The organism is Kocuria turfanensis, from assembly GCF_001580365.1.
In the GTDB taxonomy this organism is placed as follows: domain Bacteria; phylum Actinomycetota; class Actinomycetes; order Actinomycetales; family Micrococcaceae; genus Kocuria; species Kocuria turfanensis.
The window spans coordinates 2,867,505-2,883,366 of the sequence record NZ_CP014480.1; the positions used below are offsets into that span (position 1 = coordinate 2,867,505).

Below are 15,862 nucleotides of genomic sequence, written 5' to 3' on the forward strand. Positions count from 1 at the left end.
GGCCGGCTCCTCCCGACTGCGACGTTCTCCACCTGTTACGGGTGGGGTTTTCCGCACCGCCGCGGCCCGGCCCGGGGAGGCCGCCTCCCGCCGACGGGCGGCCGACCCGTCCGGCGGTGCACCGCACCGCGCCGTCATGTGACGCATGTCATTGACCTGGATCACATTTTTCCCTACCGTTTTCATTAGTTAGAAGCAGGTTTCCACGATGCGGTAAATGTCGGGTCGATCCTCGGTCCGGCGTCCTCGGCGCGACCACCCGGCCTCTGCCCCTCGCGCTGCGCCGCACTCCTCCCGCGGCCCCGGAGCACGACCGGGTGCCCGCCCGCACCTGTCGTCCCTGCGCACTCCGGCGGGAACGGCGCCCCGGGCGGCGGCCGCGCCGATCGTCGCAAGGAGGCGACCGATGACCAGCAACACCTCCACCGGGCATCTCTCCCAGGCGCTCGCCGGGCTGCCCCGCTTCACGCAGGACCCCGCCGAGCTCGAGCTCGTCCGGACGGATCGTTCGGGCTACGTCCCCCCGACCCTGCCGGACGGCGTCGTCCAGGCCGAGTCGGTGCAGGACGTGGTCCAGACCCTCACCCTGGCGAACGAGCACCGCATCCCCGTGGTGCCGCGCGGCGCGGGCACCGGCCTCGCGGCCGGTTCCTCGGCGTGCCGCGGCGAGATCGTCCTGGACGTGCGGCGGATGAACCGGATCCTGCGGATCGACCCGGTCGAGCAGATCGCGGTCGTGGAGCCGGGAGTGCTCAACGCCGACCTCAACGCGGCCGCGGGCGAGTACGGCCTGTTCTACGCCCCGGACCCCGCGAGCACCGCCATCTGCTCCATCGGCGGCAACATCGCGACCAACGCCGGCGGCATGCGCTGCGCCAAGTACGGCGTGACCCGCGAGTCGGTGCTCAGCCTCACGGTCGTCCTCGCCGACGGCCGGGTGCTGGTGACCGGGACGGAGACCATCAAGGCCGTGACCGGCTACGACATGAACGCCCTGTTCATCGGCTCCGAGGGCACGCTGGGCGTCGTGGTCGAGGCCACGCTGCGGCTGCGGCCGGCGCCGGTGGCCACCGCCACCGTGGCCGCGTACTTCCGGGACGTCGCGGCGGCGGCGGCGGCGGCCTCGGCGGTGGTCGCGGCCCGGGCCACCCCGTCGGTCCTCGAACTCGTGGACGGGCCGACCCTGGGCGCCATCGACCTCGCCACCGGCACCGACCACCGCCGCCGCGGCGAGGCCTTCCTGCTCGCGCAGACCGACGGCTTCGGCGCCGAGATCGAGCGCGACGTGGTGCTGCGGGCCATCGAGCCCTTCGCGGAATCGGTCCTGATCGCCGAGGACCCGGTGGAGGCCGAGGCCCTGGTCCAGGCCCGCCGGGACGCGATCCCCTCGCTGGAGAAGCTGGGCCGCACCTCCATCGGGGACGTCGGCGTGCCGCGCAACCGACTGGCCGAGATCGTCACCGGGATCCAGCAGATCTCGCAGGACACCGGCGTCGACATCTACACGGTCGCCCACGCCGCCGACGGCAACCTGCACCCGATGATCGTCGTCGCCGAGCACGAGTCCATCACCCAGGGCGCCCCGAAGGACGCCCTCGGCCGGATGTTCGAGCTCGCCCGGAGTCTCGGCGGCACCCTGACCGGCGAGCACGGTGTCGGGCTGCTCAAGCAGGACTGGTTCACCGCCGAGGTCGGGGAGGTCTCGCGCGACCTCCAGCACCGCATCAAGCGCGCCTTCGACCCGAACAACATCCTGAACCCGGGCAAGGCCATCTGACCCCGGCCACCGCCGACCGACCACGCCGCGGCGGCCCGGACCCGCGCAGGGGCCCGGGCCGCCGCACGTCTCCCCGCACCCCGCACCCCGGTCAGAAAGGACCTCTCCGTGGACAACCTCGCTGTGCTGAGCCTCCTGGCTCTGTCGCCCATCCTCCTGGTCGGCGTGCTCCTGGCCGGATTCCGGTGGCCCGCGAAGTACGCCATGCCGGTGGGCTACGTCGTCGCCGTCGTGGTGGCGCTGCTCGTGTGGCGGATGAGCTTCGCCGGCGTCCTCGCGGCCACCGTCGAGGGCCTGATCGTGGCCGTGACGCTCCTCTACATCGTCTTCGGCGCCCTCCTGCTGCTCTCGACCCTCACCGTGGGCGGCGCCATGGCCACCATCCGGGCCGGCTTCGACAACATCTCCGCCGACCGGCGGGTGCAGGCCATCATCATCGGCTGGCTCTTCGGCTCCTTCATCGAAGGGGCCTCCGGCTTCGGCACCCCCGCCGCCGTGGTCGCCCCGCTGCTGCTGGCGATGGGCTTCCCGGCGATGGCGGCGGTCATGGTGGGACTGATCATCCAGAGCACCCCGGTGAGCTTCGGGGCGGTCGGCACCCCCATCCTCGTCGGTGTGGCCAACGGCCTGGGCGGCGACCCGGCGGTGACCGACCGGGCCGCGGAGCTCGGGCTCACCATGCCGGAGTTCGTCTCCGAGATCGGCTTCTACGTGGCGGCGATCCACGCCGTCGTCGGCCTGCTCATCCCCCTGATCCTCGTGTGCATGCTGACCGGCTTCTTCGGCCCGGAGCGGCGGTTCCGCGACGGTCTCGCGGTGTGGCCCTTCGCCCTGTACGCCTCCGTGGCCATGACGGTCCCGTACGTGCTGGTGGCGCGGTTCCTCGGCCCGGAGTTCCCCTCGCTGTTCGGCGGGCTGATCGGCCTGGTCCTGGTGATGTTCACCTCCAGCCGCGGCTTCCTCATGCCGAAGGACACCTTCGACTTCGGACCCCGGGAGGCCTGGCTCGACCGCTGGACCGGCACCATCGAGCCCACGAAGGCCGCCGACGTGTCGACGCACATGAGCCTGGTCCGCGCGTGGGCCCCGTACGTGCTGATGGCCGCCCTGCTGGTGGCCACCCGGGTCGTCGCCCCGCTGAAGGAGTTCCTGACGGGCATCGCGATCCCGTTCGAGAACCTCTTCGGCACCGGGATCACCACCAGCGTGCAGCCGTTCTACTCCCCGGCCTTCCTGCTGATCCTGGCGTCCGTCTTCGCCTACGTCCTGCACCGCATGAACGCGCGGGAGATCTCGCAGACCCTCAGGATCTCGGGACGCCAGCTGGCCGGGACCGCCGCGGCCCTGCTCTTCGCCGTTCCCCTGGTGCGGATCCTCATCCAGTCGGGGCCGGAGCTCAACGAGTCGGGGATCTCCAGCATGCCGGTCACCCTCGCCGAGGGCGCCGCCGCGCTCTCGGGCGGGGCCTGGCCGGTGATCGCGCCCTGGATCGGGGCCCTGGGCGCGTTCGTGGCGGGCTCGAACACCGTGTCCAACCTGACCTTCGCGCAGTTCCAGTTCTCGACCGGCGTCCAGATCGGCGTGCCGCCCGAGCTCGTGGTGGCCGCCCAGGCCGTCGGGGGCGCCGGCGGCAACCCGGTGGCCATCCACAACATCGTCGCGGCCTCCGCCACGGTGGGCCTGCTCGGCCGCGAGGGCGACCTGCTGCGCAAGACCGTGCTCGTGACCACCTACTACTGTCTGGCCGCCGGCGCGATCGCGTTCATCTTCATCCACGGGGTGGGGCTCAACCTGGGCACCGTCCAGCTCGTCCTGCTGCTCGTGGCGCTGGCCGTGCTGGCCCGCTGGATGATGCGCAAGAACGTCCCGGCGGAGCAGCGGGGCCCGGCCCGCTCCCGCGTCTGAGCAGGGCACGGCACCCTGGACGTGCGCGCCCGGGGGCCACGGTGCCGAAGGGCGGCGCTCCACAGGACGACGGCGACGACCTGCCGGCCGGTCACGGCGTGGCGGGGTGCATCCGGGAGACTGAGGGCATGGACGACGCAGCACAGCCCGCCGGCGACGGCGCCCACGACGAGCAGGACCTCGGCCCCGGGTCCCGCGGACGCGTCGCCGCCGACGGGACCCCGGCCGGCGAGGGCGGCCGTGGCCGGTGGGCGGGGGAGCGGGCCCGCGGCCACCGGGACGGTCCCGGCACGTCCCGCCGGGCGCGGGCACCGCGCGCGGGGCGCCGCCGGGACGCGCCGCTGGAGCAGCGCCGGCTCACCTACCCCGAGGTCGGGGCGACCGCCGGTGCGCTGCCGGCCGGCTACGACCACCTGGTGCGCTCCCGCGCCGTCGGCGTCGGGGAGGCTGCGTTCCGGGCGGCCGCCGAGCGGCTGATGGGCTGGGACATGCACCGGTCCGCGGGCTTCGAGGTGCGGCCCACGGCCGCGCGGGCCGCCCTCGGCGCCCGGGTGGTGCTGCGCCTGGGATGGGGGCCGCTGCGGCTCGAGGCGCCGTGCGAGGTCGTGCGCGTGCTCGACGAGCCCCGGCGGCAGGGCTTCGCCTACGGCACGCTGGAGGGCCACCCGGAGCGGGGCGAAGAGCTGTTCTGCCTGGACCTGCGCCCGGACGGCACGGTGGTGCTGAGCATCACCGCGTTCTCCCGCCCGGCCGCGTGGTGGGCCCGGGCGGGGGCTCCGGCGGCCCGGTGCGTGCAGGAACGGGTCACCCGGCGCTATCTGCGCGGTCTACTCTGACGGTCCCGGGCACGAGCCGCGCCCGGGCACGAGCCGCGCCCGGACGCGTGCCCGGGCGTCGCGGGGTCCCGGGGCGCCGGCGGACCGGCTCAGGCGGCGGGACGCAGCGGGCAGCGGCGCAGGCGGTGGTCCCGGAGGGTGGCCAGGCGCGGGATGTCGGTGCGGTCCTCCAGCAGCCAGAGCACCCCCAGGTGGGGCGCCACCTGGCTCACGGTGCCGGTGCAGCGCAGCTGCCGGTGCTCCCACACCTCGATCCGGTCGCCGGGCACCACCCGGGACAGGCCGAGGATCCAGCGGGCGGGCGCAGTGGTGGGGCTGGGCGCGGTCATGGGCGGCCCCCTTCCGGGTCGTGCGGCGGGACCCTCCCATCCTCGCCCCCGGATGTGGCCGTGGCGTTTCCGGGCGGTTGAGATCGGATGTCCGTCCCCGGCCGGCGCGCGGGCCCCGGGTTCAGTACTTGCGCAGCGCCACGCGCCCCTGCCCGGTCCACCGGGCCCGCAGCAGCGCGGAGACGTCCAGCAGCAGCTCCGTCAGCTCCGCGGAGCCCGGTCCCAGGGCGCGGACCACGAGCCCCGGCACCGGCAGCTCGGAGACCCCGCAGCGCAGCTGCGGCAGCCGCTGCTCGGCGGCGGCGAGCAGCTCGTGGACCTGGTCGACCAGGGCGCGGTCCACCCGCGGGTCCACCACCAGCAGGGAGCCCAGGTGCGTGCGGCCCTCCAGGAAGCCGAGCCCGGCCACGGCGTCCTCGGCGGGGCGCAGGCGGAGGTTGTCGAGCACCACCGTGGTCCCGTCCATCACCACCTCGGTGCGCAGGGCCACGCCGCGGTAGCGGAAGACCGTCCCGTCCGGTGCCCACCCGGGGGTGACCACCTCGCTCGCCACGAGACAGGCCGAGGGGTCCATCGACACGGTCGTGGACTGCACGTACTCGGCGTCCTCGTAGGCGATCAGCTGGTCCGGCAGGTACTCGAGCACCGCACCGGGGCCGAGCGCGATCCGCACGTCCTGGCGCGCCGGGGCTCCCGGGCTGCGGTAGACCTTGGTCGCCGACTGGGTGGTGACCAGGGCGGTGCCGGCGGCCTCCACCGCGACGTCGAGCTCGTAGCGGTCCCCGCCGAGGTAGCCGCCGCCGGGATTGACGACGACGAAGCACGGCTGCCCCGACCCGTCCAGGCGGTGCGGGCGCAGCACCCGCAGGGCCCCGGCGTGGAACTGCCGCACGGCCACGGTGCGCTCCCCGCGGGGTGCCAGGACCAGCGCGAGCCGCCCGGTCGGGGCGGGAGTCCCCGGCCCGGGCCCCGGCACGCGTCCCGGACCGGCCGCCGGGGCCGTGGGCGCGGTCACCGGGCCATGTCCAGCATCAGCACGTCGTGCCGGATCCACGCGAGGATCCGCTCGAGGCCCTCGTCCGTGCGGAGATTGGTGAAGCAGAACGGCCGGTCCCCGCGGAACACCGCCGAGTCCGCGGCCATGACGTCCAGGTCGGCCCCGACGTGCGGGGCGAGGTCGATCTTGTTGATCACGAACAGGTCCGACCGGATCATGCCCTGCCCGGCCTTGCGCGGGATCTTCTCGCCCTGGGCCACGTCGATGACGTAGATCGAGAAGTCGACCAGCTCGGGGCTGAACGTGGCCGAGAGGTTGTCCCCGCCGGACTCGACGAACACGAGCTGCAGGTCCGGGTGCTCGGCGCACAGTCTCTCGATCGCGGCCTCGTTCATCGAGGTGTCCTCGCGGATGGCGGTGTGCGGGCAGCCGCCGGTCTCGATGCCCACGATCCGGTCCAGCGGCAGCACCCCGTTGCGGGCCAGGATCTTGGCGTCCTCGATCGTGTAGATGTCGTTGGTGATCGCGGCCATGGAGACCTCGTCGATCAGCGCCCGGGTGACCCGCTCCACGAGCTGCGTCTTGCCGGCGCCCACGGGCCCGCCCACGCCGATGCGCACGGGCCCGCGGCCGGTCGGGGTGGTGGGGGCGGGGGGAACGGTGGTCATGGGAACTCCTGGGTCGGTGCGGTCGGTGCGGTCGGTGCGGTCGGGACGGTCGGGGCACGCAGGGGTGCCGGTCCGGTCGGCGGGTCAGGACATGAACATCCGGGCCCGCTGCCAGGCGTGGCGCATCTGGGCGATCTCCAGGCCGGGGCTGGTCGCCCCGACCTCCTCCTCGGGCATGCGCCCGATCCGCTCGACCCCGAGGGCCACGTCCTCGTGCAGGGCGCGCAGGACCCGCTGGCCCGCGTTCTGGCCGAGGGGGATCCCGCGCACGGCGTTCTGGGTCAGGGAGGTCGCGGTCGAGAAGAGGTACGCCCCGGCCAGCTGCTCCCAGGGGACGCCGAGACCGGCGCCCACGAGGGCGAAGGCCACCGCGGGACTGCCCCGGCTCGTCCCGGCGCGCTGCCGGTCCGCGTAGGCCAGCAGCCGGGGGGAGGTGAAGTTCTCCGCGCCGATCTCGGTCATCCGCCGGCCCATCGCGGACGCGGCGTCCCGCACCTGGACGGGCAGGGCCTGGGCGGCCAGCAGCTCGTCGGCGCGCCACACGGCGTCGTCGTCGGCCGCCGTGGCGACGGCCCGCACGGCCCAGCCCTCGGCGGGCACCACCTGGTGGTGCAGGCAGTGCCGCACCCAGGCGAGGAAGCCGGGCTCGTCGCCCACGGTGCCGTCGTCGAGGTAGGTCTCCAGGCCCAGGGAGTGGGCGAAGGCGCCGGTGGGCAGCGCGGAGTCGCACAGCTGCAGCACGGCCAGCATCCCCGCGGCGGCGGGGACGGCGGGGTCAGTGGGTGTGCTCGGCATGGCGGAACGGGACCTCCATCTGCCGTTCGACGCGCGCGAAGCGCACCCCGGTCTCCTGCAGGAAGGCCTCGGCCGTGTGGTCGTACTGCAGCAGCATGAGGCCGTCGTGCCCCGGCAGCTGCGCGACCTCGGCGGCGGGGCCGAGGAACTGGGCGGGCAGGTGCCGGTTGCCCAGCGCGTGCGCCACGCGGCCCATCTCCTCGATCGTGGCCGGCGCCACGACCAGGACGTCGGTGGGCAGGGTCGAGACCACCACCGCGTTGCGGCCCTCCCGGTGCAGGATGTCCCCGTCCTTGAGCTCCCGGCGCTCGGCCAGGTGCAGGCCCAGCTCGGTGCCGTGGTCGGTCACGACCCGCTGGACGCGCTTGCGCAGCTCGGGCCCGGAGAGGGCGACACGCTCCAGGTGCAGGCCGGCGCGCTCCTGCTCGGTGAGCTCGGCCAGGTTGCCGAGGACGGCTTCGACGATCACGGGTGCGGGTCCTCTCGGGAAGGTCGGGACGGTCAGGGTGCTCGGGACGTGCGGGGCGGCCGGCGGGCCGGTCAGAAGAGGAAGTAGCGCTGGGCCATGGCCAGCTCCTCGGCGGGCTCGCAGGTGGCGAGCTCGCCGTCGACCCGGACCTCGTAGGTCTGCGGGTCCACCTCGATCCGCGGGGTGGCGTCGTTGTGCCGCATGTCCTGCTTGGTCAGCCCCCGGATCCCGCCCACCGGCAGCACCCGCTTGCGCAGGCCCAGGCGCTCGCCGACGCCCGCCTCGACGGCGGCGCGGGACATGAAGGTGATCGAGTTGGCGTGCGGGGCGGTGCCCCGGGCCCCGAAGGCGTCGCGCATCAGCTGCGGCTGCGGGGTGGGGATGGAGGCGTTGGGGTCGCCCATGAGGGAGTGGACGATCTGCCCGCCCTTGAGCACGAGGTGCGGCTTCACCCCGAAGAACACGGGGTCCCACAGCACCAGGTCCGCGAACTTGCCGGTCTCCACCGAGCCCACGACGTCGGCGATCCCGTGCGCGAGCGCCGGGTTGATCGTGTACTTGGCCACGTAGCGCCGCAGCCGCGCGTTGTCCCCGCGGCCGGTCTCCCCGGGCAGGGGGCCGGTGCGCCGCTTCATCTGGTCGGCGAGCTGCCAGGTGCGCAGCACCACCTCGCCCACACGGCCCATGGCCTGGGAGTCCGAGGAGGTCATGGAGAAGACCCCGAGGTCGTGCAGGACGTCCTCCGCGGCGATCGTCTCCGGCCGGATCCGGGAGTCGGCGAAGGCGACGTCCTCGGGGATGTCCGGGTTGAGGTGGTGGCAGACCATGAGCATGTCCAGGTGCTCCTCGGCCGTGTTGCGGGTGTAGGGCAGCGTCGGGTTCGTGGAGGACGGCAGCACGTGGGGCAGCGAGGCGATGCGGATGATGTCCGGGGCGTGCCCGCCGCCGGCGCCCTCGGTGTGGAAGGTGTGGATCACCCGGCCCGCGATGGCGGCCACCGTGTCCTCGAGGAAGCCGCACTCGTTGAGCGTGTCGGTGTGGATGGCCACCTGCACGTCGAAGGCGTCGGCCACGGCCAGGGCCGTGTCGATCGCCGCGGTGGTGGCGCCCCAGTCCTCGTGGATCTTCAGGCCCACGGCCCCGGCCCGGATCTGCTCGGCGAGCGGCTCCGGGGCGGAGGCGTGGCCCTTGCCGAGCAGCCCGAAGTTCATGGGGTAGCCGTCGAGCGCCCGGAACATCCCGGCGAGGTGCCACGCCCCGGGGGTGATCGTGGTGGCGTTGGAGCCCTCGGCGGGCCCGGTGCCGCCGCCGAACATCGTGGTGATCCCGGAGGACAGGGCGGTGCCGATCTGGTCGGCCCCGATGAAGTGGATGTGCGAGTCGATCCCGCCGGCGGTGAGGATCCGGCCCTCACCGGCGATCACCTCGGTGGAGGCGCCGATGAGGACGTCCACCCCGTCCATGATGTCCGGGTTGCCGGCCTTGCCGATCGCGCTGATGTGCCCGTCGCGCAGGCCCACGTCCGCCTTGTAGATCCCGGAGGCGTCCAGGATCACCGCGTTGGTGATCACGGTGTCCACCACGCCGTCGTCCCGGGTGAGCCGGCCGTTGTGGCCCATGCCGTCCCGGATCACCTTGCCGCCGCCGAAGACCACCTCGTCGCCGGGGACGGTGAGGTCGCGCTCCACCTCGAGGAACAGCTCGGTGTCCGCCAGGCGCACCAGGTCCCCGGTGGTGGGGCCGTAGAGGCTGGTGTACTGGGCGCGGGACATCTCGTGGCTCATGCCTGCTCCTGCTCCGGCGCGGTGGTGGACGGGCCGGCGGCCGGGACGGAGGGCCCCGGGGCGGCGCCGGCGGGGCGGTCGAGGGGACCGTCGACCTGGTTGGCGAGGCCGTGCACCTCGCGGCGCCCGGCCAGGGCCACCAGGCGCACCCGCTTGCGGTCGCCGGGCTCGAAGCGCACGGCCGTGCCGGCGGGGACGTCGAGGCGGAAGCCCCGGGCCGCGGCCCGGTCGAACTCGAGCCCGGGATTGGCCTCGGCGAAGTGGAAGTGCGAGCCCACCTGCACCGGGCGGTCGCCGCGGTTGACCACGTCCACCTCCGTGGTGGGCCGGTCGGCGTTGATCAGCACGGGCTCGGGCCGCAGGACGTACTCTCCGGGGATCACGGGCGCTCCTTCGGGGCCGGGCGGGTCAGCGGATGGGGTCGTGGACGGTGACGAGCTTGGTGCCGTCGGGGAACGTCGCCTCCACCTGGACGGAGGAGATCATCTCCGGCACGCCCTCCATGACGTCCTCGCGGGCGAGGATCGTGGAGCCCCAGGACATCAGCTCGGCCACGGTCCGGCCGTCCCGGGCGCCCTCCAGCAGCTCGGCGGTGATCAGGGCGACGGCCTCCGGGTGGTTGAGCCGCAGCCCGCGGTCCCGGCGGCGGCGCGCGAGGTCACCGGCCACGACGACGAGCAGCTTTTCCTGCTCACGGGGTGTCAGGTGCACGGCTCTCCTCGGGGACGGCGGGCGCTCAGGGACAGTCGTCACGCTAGGGGTCCCGTGTTTCGGCGAGGTTCACCGGATGTTTCGGGCACGTGCCGGGACCGGCGGCCGGCCGCCGGGAGCACGGGAAGTGAGCGCGGTCCGCCGGGACCGCGCCGGTGCTCGGAGAGGTCGTGGTGTCGATGCGGTCCTGCCGGCGCGCGCTCGCGGTGGCGGCGCTGCTCGCGGTCCTGGGCTCGGGGTGCGCCTCGGGGTTCCCGAAGGACCCGGAGGGCACCCTCGACCGGGTGCGCGGCGGGGAGCTGCGGGCCGGGGTCTCGGAGAGCCCGCCCTGGACGGAGGTCGCCGACAGCGGCCGCCCCTCGGGCGTGGAGGTCGAGCTGGTCGAGGAGTTCGCCGACCGGATCGACGCCGAGGTGGTGTGGTACCCCGGCGCCGAGAGCCACCTGATCCGCTCGCTCGAAGGCGGTGACCTCGACGTCGTCGTCGCGGGCCTCACCGAGACGTCCCCCTGGGCGAAGCACGCCGCCCTGACCCGCCCGCACACCGAGATAGAGACGTGGGACGGCCGCACGGAGAAGCTCGTGCTGGCCACCCGGCTGGGGGAGAACGGCTTCCTCGCCGAGCTGGAGACGTTCCTGGTGGAACGGGAGGAGGGGCGGTGAGGCGCGCACCGGGGGCGGGCAGGTTCGGGGCGACCGAGCTCACGGAGGAGCAGTCGGGGACGCTGCGCCGCGCGGTGCGCCTCGAGTGGACCACCATCGGGGTGCTCGTGCTCATCATTGCGGCCGTAGGACTCGTGGCCGGTCAGTCCCAGGCCATGAGGACCGCGTGGGTCGAGGACATGCTCTCGCTCCTGCCACCGATCGCGTTTCTCGTGGCCGCTCGGATCGCGAGGCGCTCACCGACACCGCGGCACCCCTACGGCTACCACCGGGCCGTGGGCGTGGGCCACCTCGTGGCGGCGGTCGCGCTGCTGGGAATGGGGGGCTCCCTGGTGGCCGACGCCGGGACGGCGCTGCTGACCGGGGACCGGCCGCCGATCGGGGTGTTGAACGTCCTCGGCGTCCCGGTGTGGGCGGGCTGGCCCATGGTGGCCGTCATGGTGGCCACGAGCATCCCGCCCGTGATCCTGGGGCGGATGAAGATCAGGCTGGCCGAGGAGCTGCACGACAAGGTCCTCTTCGCCGATGCCGCCATGAACAAGGCGGACTGGATGACCGGGCTCGCCACGGCCGCCGGTGTCCTGGGCATCGGGATGGGCCTGTGGTGGGCGGACGCGGTCGCGGCGCTCGTGGTCTCCACCTCGATCGTCGCGGACGGGGTCACCAACCTCCGGGGCTCCGTGTCCGACCTCGTGGACTCCCGGGCCACGACGTACGACGACGCCGCTCCCCACCCCCTCATCCGGGAGGTGGAGACGGTGCTGCGCCAGCAGCCGTGGGTGCTCGACGTCGGCGTCCGGGTCCGCGACGAGGGCCACGTCTTCCACGTCGAGGGGTTCCTGGTCCCCGTGGCCGGTGCGATGCCGACGCTCGAGCAGCTCGCGGCAGCCCGGCAGCGGTGCACAGACCTGGACTGGAAGATCGAGGACGTGGTCCTGGCCCCCGTGGCGGAGCTGCCGGAGGACCAGGTCCCGTGCTGAGCGGACGTGCCCCGGACAGGAGGAGGGGCCGGGCCCGGCGGAGCGCTCAGGACGCTCCACCGGGCCCGGCCCCTCGGTGACGGAACGCGGTCTCACTCCTCCTGCTGGGTCACAGTGACCTCCGTCGCCCGGACGTAGGACTCGCCCTCCATGTCGGAGAGCTCGTCCCCGAGATCGGCGCCGAGGTCCTCCTCGGCGGCGGCCACGTCCAACGACGCCTGGAGCGTGCCGGTGAGCTCGACCAGCGCGCCGTCCTGGAGATCCGGCAGGTCGGCGTCGTGCAGCACGAGCAGCGAGCCCAGCTCCACGTCGTTCGGGTCCGAGAGCTGCAGCGCGTTCGGTGAGACGACGTCCTCGACCTCGCCGGTGAGGGTCACCTCCTGGCCTTCGTACAGCGCCCGGTCGTCGGAGAAGTCCCGGTTGTAGGCGCCGCTGTAGGGAGCGACGACGTCGGCCGGAGTCTCCCCGGCCTCCTGCGGGGCCGGCGAGGACTCCAGGACCTCGCTCTCCTGGACGTCCTCGACGTCGGTGCCCGTCTCGGCCTCGCCGTTGCCGCAGCCGGCGAGTCCCAGCGCGGCGGCGGCGAGCACACTCGCCGCGGCCCTGCGGGTGGTGGTGCGTTGATGCGTGTTCACGATGAGCCTCCTGGTGTCGGCCTGGTCCCGGGGCCGCCGTGCGGTGTGCGCCCCGGGTCGTGCTCCTCCACCGTAAGCAAGCTTTTGGTGCGCTCACAAGGCGCGACGCCCGATTCTGCGGGTCCTCCACGAGGCCTCCGGGAGCCTTCTGCGGCAACCGTGACCCGCGCGTGATGCACCGGACGCGCCGGCTCAGAGGCGCAGGTGCACCAGGCTGGGGCCGCGCACGGCCAGCGCCTCGACGACCGTCTCGGCCAGGGTCTCCTGCGTCGCCGTGAACCCCACGGCGCCGAAGGCCTCCGCGAGCGCCGGCCAGTCCGGCTGCCGCAGGTCCACGGCCAGCGGGTCGATGTCCCGGTCGGTCATGTTCTGCCGGATCTCGCCGTAGCCGCCGTTGTCCACGCAGACGATCGGCAGGTCCAGGCCCAGCTCCACGGCGGTCATCAGCTCCTGGATCGAGAACATCAGCGCGCCGTCGCCCACGAGGCACAGCACCGGCCGGTCCGGAGCGGCGAGCTTGGCCCCGATCGAGGCCGGCAGCCCGTAGCCCAGGGTCGCGTAGGTCCCCATGTAGAGCAGGGAGTGCGGGTGCCGGGCGCGGAAGAACGTGGTCGAGCCCAGATAGGTGACCTGGGAGGAGTCCCCGCCCACGATCGTGTCCTCGGGCACCACGGACATGATCGTCTCGTTGAGCGCCGCGAGCTCGGGCGCGGTGCGACGGCCCTCGTCGTCGAGCCGGGCGAACACGTCGGCGAGGTCCCGCGGGGGTCGCGGCTCGAGCGGGCCGAGCGCCTCGATCAGCTGCGGGACCACGGCCGCGGAATGGCCGGGCAGCTCGATGTCCGGGTCGAGGTTGCACAGCATCTGGTCCCGCATGATGTCCACGCGCACGATCGGCCCGCCCGGGGTGATGTCCCCGCCCCACAGCTCGGCCTCGCCGACCTTGGAGCCGATCACGAGCAGGGCGTCGGCCGCGCGCAGGAACTCGTGGGCGGTGGACAGGCGCAGGTCGGCGCCCAGGGAGAGGCGGTGCCGCTCCGGGATCGCGCCCTTGCCGTTGGTCGTGGTGATGACCGGCGCCTCGAGCAGCTCGGCGAGCTCCAGCAGCCGCTCCCCGGCGGCCAGCGAGCCGCCGCCGGCCAGGATGACGGGGGTGGCCGCCCCGCGCAGCACCTCGGCGGCGCGGCGCACGTCCTCGATCGGGGCCGGCTGCGGGGCGCCGAGCCGGCGCGGGGCCACCTGCCGGTCCGTGTAGTCGAGCTCGGCCTCCAGCACGTCGAGCGGGATCTCGATGTGCACGGGGCGGGGCCGGGAGTGGGCGAAGTCCCGGAAGGCGTCGTGGATCATGGTCACGGCCTCGGCGCCGCCGGTGACCCGGCGGCTGCGGCCCACGATGGCGTCGACGGCCGCGGAGGGGTTCTTCGTCTCGTGCAGCGAGCCGATGTCCCGGAAGTCGTGGCCCACGGGCCGTCCGGGGGAGAGGATGATCATCGGGCGGGACTCGGCGTAGGCGGTGGCCGCCCCGGACAGGGAGTTGAGCAGCCCGGGGCCGGAGGTCGTGATGACGACCCCCGGCAGCCCGGAGATCTGGCTCCACCCGTCGGCCCCGTAGGCGGCCCCCTGCTCGTGGCGGGTGGTGACCGCGCGGATGCCCAGCTCCCGCAGCGGGCGGTAGAACTCCAGGGAGTGGGTGCCGGGGATGCCGAAGACGGTGTCGACCCCGTAGCCGCGGAGGGTCTCCAGCACGGCGCGGGCCGTGGTGCGCCGGGCGCTCACGAGCGGGCCTCCGTCCGGCCGGCGGTGCCGGTGGGGTCCTCGGCGCCGCGGGTCCGGCGGGACGTGGCGATGCGCTCGTCCCAGTGCTGCAGCACCTCGGCGTGCGTGGGGCGGGTCAGCAGCGAGACGACCACGTAGACGACCGCGGAGCTGAGCAGGCCCAGGTAGATGGGCGCGTTGGCCAGCACGCCGAAGACCGCCATGGACGCGACGGTCACCACGGAGCCCACGAGCATGGACAGGGCGGCCCCGAGGCCGGTGCCCCGGCGCCACACCAGGCCGCCGAGGATCGCGACGAGCAGCCCGCCCACCAGGATGTCGTAGGCGATCGTGAGGGCGGTGACGGTGTCGGACACGAAGATCGAGATCGCGGTGATCACCACGCCGAAGACGAGGACGTAGAGCCGGTCGCCGCGCAGCGCCTCGGCGGTGCCCTCCGGGGCCGGGGCGGCGTCGCGCCGGCCCAGGGACTTCAGGGTCGGCACGACGTCGACCCGCGCGACCGTGGCCGCGGCGATGAGCGCTCCCGAGGCCGTGGACATCATGGCGGCCACACCGGCGGCCAGCACGATCCCGCCCAGCCCGGCCGGGACGTACTGCTGGGCCATCGTGGCGAACGCGTCGTCGGGGGAGGACAGCTCCGGGGCCACGGCCGCGGCGGTCATCCCGATGACGGCGCCGGCCACGCCGTAGAGCGCCACGTAGGCGGCGGAGGTGAGCCCGCCCCAGCGGGCGACCTGCGGGGAGCGGGCGGTGAAGACGCGCTGCCAGATGTCCTGGCCGATGAGCATGCCGAACCCGTAGACCACGAACTGGGTGATGATCGCCTGCGTGCCCATGCCGCCCCAGGTGAAGAACGACGCGTCGAGCCGCTCGCCCAGCCCGTTCCAGCCGCCCGCGGCGGAGAGGGAGAAGGGCAGCAGGATCAGGAACAGCCCGACCGTCATGAACACGAACTGCATCATGTCCGTCAGCGTGATCGACCACATGCCGCCGAGCACGGAGTACGCCACCACGACCACGCCGCCGAGCAGGATCGCCCAGGTGCGGTCGAGGGGGAGCAGGACCGAGAAGATCGCCGCGTACGCGGAGGTGGAGGTCACCGAGAGCATCACCGTGTAGGCCAGCATCACGAACGACGACGCTTTGGCCCCGCCGCGCTCCCCGTAGCGCAGCTGCAGCATCTGGGAGACGGTGAACACCTTCAGCGACTGGATGCGCCCGGCGAAGAACAGGCTCAGCGCGGCCAGACCCGTGGCGATCGCCACCACGAGCCACATGCCGGAGATCCCGTAGGTGTAGCCCAGGCCCACTCCGCCGACCGTGGAGGCGCCACCGAGGACCACGGCCGCCATGGTGCCGGTGTAGAAGCCGGGGCCGAGCCGGCGGCCGGCCACCCGGTAGTCCTCCGCGTTCTTGGCGCGCCGGCTGGCCCAGAGGCCCACCGCCACCATGGCGACCAGGTACAGCACGATGATCAGCACATTCATGGGTGTCACTTCTTCCTCGGAGCCCGGGGGGCCCCTGCGGTCGATCGG

16 protein-coding genes are annotated in these 15,862 nt (G+C 73.7%); 5 read left to right on the plus strand and 11 right to left on the minus strand.

The features are described from left to right. Nucleotides 1–406 precede the first annotated feature (406 nt). The 3 genes from AYX06_RS13185 (at nt 407) to AYX06_RS13195 (ending at nt 4,518) form a co-directional block, all read left to right on the plus strand. Nucleotides 407–1,777, plus strand: coding sequence for an FAD-binding oxidoreductase (locus AYX06_RS13185; RefSeq protein ID WP_062736162.1), 1,371 nt, complete (start codon nt 407–409; stop codon nt 1,775–1,777). A gap of 108 nt (nt 1,778–1,885) precedes the next feature. Next, a complete protein-coding gene (locus AYX06_RS13190) occupies nt 1,886–3,682 on the plus strand; it encodes an L-lactate permease (RefSeq protein ID WP_062736163.1) in 1,797 nt (598 codons plus the stop codon). A 128-nt stretch (nt 3,683–3,810) separates the two neighbouring features. Beyond that, nucleotides 3,811–4,518 carry a DUF1990 family protein gene (locus AYX06_RS13195; RefSeq protein WP_147017626.1) on the plus strand — a complete coding sequence of 236 codons (708 nt, stop codon included), beginning with the start codon at nt 3,811–3,813 and terminating at the stop codon, nt 4,516–4,518. 89 nt (nt 4,519–4,607) lie between these two features. Here the strand turns inward: AYX06_RS13195 and AYX06_RS13200 are convergent, their stop codons facing one another. The 8 genes from AYX06_RS13200 to AYX06_RS13235 all read right to left on the minus strand — a co-directional run bounded on the left by AYX06_RS13200 (nt 4,608) and on the right by AYX06_RS13235 (nt 10,271). After that, the gene (locus AYX06_RS13200; RefSeq protein ID WP_062736164.1) at nt 4,608–4,847 is read right to left on the minus strand and encodes a hypothetical protein; all 240 of its coding nucleotides are present in this window, start codon (nt 4,845–4,847) and stop codon (nt 4,608–4,610) included. 121 nt (nt 4,848–4,968) lie between these two features. Next, nucleotides 4,969–5,862: an urease accessory protein UreD gene (locus AYX06_RS13205; RefSeq protein WP_084271621.1), complete on the minus strand. Its 894-nt coding sequence runs from the start codon at nt 5,860–5,862 to the stop codon at nt 4,969–4,971. Further along, the gene (gene ureG, locus AYX06_RS13210; protein ID WP_062736165.1) at nt 5,859–6,512 is read right to left on the minus strand and encodes an urease accessory protein UreG; all 654 of its coding nucleotides are present in this window, start codon (nt 6,510–6,512) and stop codon (nt 5,859–5,861) included. Before ureG ends, AYX06_RS13205 begins: the two co-directional genes overlap by 4 nt. Before the next feature lie 84 nt (nt 6,513–6,596). Then, on the minus strand, nt 6,597–7,307 hold the full coding sequence (locus tag AYX06_RS13215) for an urease accessory protein UreF (RefSeq protein ID WP_062736166.1): 711 nt from the start codon (nt 7,305–7,307) through the stop codon (nt 6,597–6,599). Then, nucleotides 7,288–7,776: an urease accessory protein UreE gene (locus AYX06_RS13220; RefSeq protein ID WP_062736167.1), complete on the minus strand. Its 489-nt coding sequence runs from the start codon at nt 7,774–7,776 to the stop codon at nt 7,288–7,290. The genes AYX06_RS13215 and AYX06_RS13220 overlap by 20 nt, the downstream gene beginning before the upstream one ends. Nucleotides 7,777–7,847: 71 nt before the next feature. Next, nucleotides 7,848–9,560, minus strand: a complete 1,713-nt coding sequence (ureC, locus tag AYX06_RS13225; RefSeq protein ID WP_062736168.1) for an urease subunit alpha — start codon at nt 9,558–9,560, stop codon at nt 7,848–7,850. Further along, nucleotides 9,557–9,943, minus strand: a complete 387-nt coding sequence (locus AYX06_RS13230; protein ID WP_062736169.1) for an urease subunit beta — start codon at nt 9,941–9,943, stop codon at nt 9,557–9,559. Before AYX06_RS13230 ends, ureC begins: the two co-directional genes overlap by 4 nt. 25 nt (nt 9,944–9,968) lie before the next feature. Further along, the gene (locus AYX06_RS13235; RefSeq protein WP_047801647.1) at nt 9,969–10,271 is read right to left on the minus strand and encodes an urease subunit gamma; all 303 of its coding nucleotides are present in this window, start codon (nt 10,269–10,271) and stop codon (nt 9,969–9,971) included. A 155-nt stretch (nt 10,272–10,426) separates the two neighbouring features. On the opposite strand from AYX06_RS13235, the gene AYX06_RS13240 reads away from it, so the two are divergent. Next, nucleotides 10,427–10,933: a substrate-binding periplasmic protein gene (locus tag AYX06_RS13240; protein ID WP_232319312.1), complete on the plus strand. Its 507-nt coding sequence runs from the start codon at nt 10,427–10,429 to the stop codon at nt 10,931–10,933. Beyond that, nucleotides 10,930–11,913, plus strand: coding sequence for a cation diffusion facilitator family transporter (locus AYX06_RS13245; RefSeq protein ID WP_062736170.1), 984 nt, complete (start codon nt 10,930–10,932; stop codon nt 11,911–11,913). Before AYX06_RS13240 ends, AYX06_RS13245 begins: the two co-directional genes overlap by 4 nt. Before the next feature lie 92 nt (nt 11,914–12,005). Here AYX06_RS13245 and AYX06_RS13250 read toward each other — a convergent pair whose 3' ends face one another. The 3 genes from AYX06_RS13250 to AYX06_RS13260 all read right to left on the minus strand — a co-directional run bounded on the left by AYX06_RS13250 (nt 12,006) and on the right by AYX06_RS13260 (nt 15,814). Next, entirely contained in the window at nt 12,006–12,548 is a 543-nt protein-coding gene (locus AYX06_RS13250; protein ID WP_062736171.1) for a hypothetical protein, read from the minus strand. Between the two features lie 192 nt (nt 12,549–12,740). Then, nucleotides 12,741–14,324 (minus strand): thiamine pyrophosphate-binding protein, encoded by a 1,584-nt coding sequence (locus tag AYX06_RS13255; RefSeq protein ID WP_062736172.1) that lies wholly within the window; start codon nt 14,322–14,324, stop codon nt 12,741–12,743. After that, entirely contained in the window at nt 14,321–15,814 is a 1,494-nt protein-coding gene (locus AYX06_RS13260) for a sodium:solute symporter (RefSeq protein WP_062736173.1), read from the minus strand. Before AYX06_RS13260 ends, AYX06_RS13255 begins: the two co-directional genes overlap by 4 nt. Between the last annotated feature and the right edge of the window lie 48 nt (nt 15,815–15,862).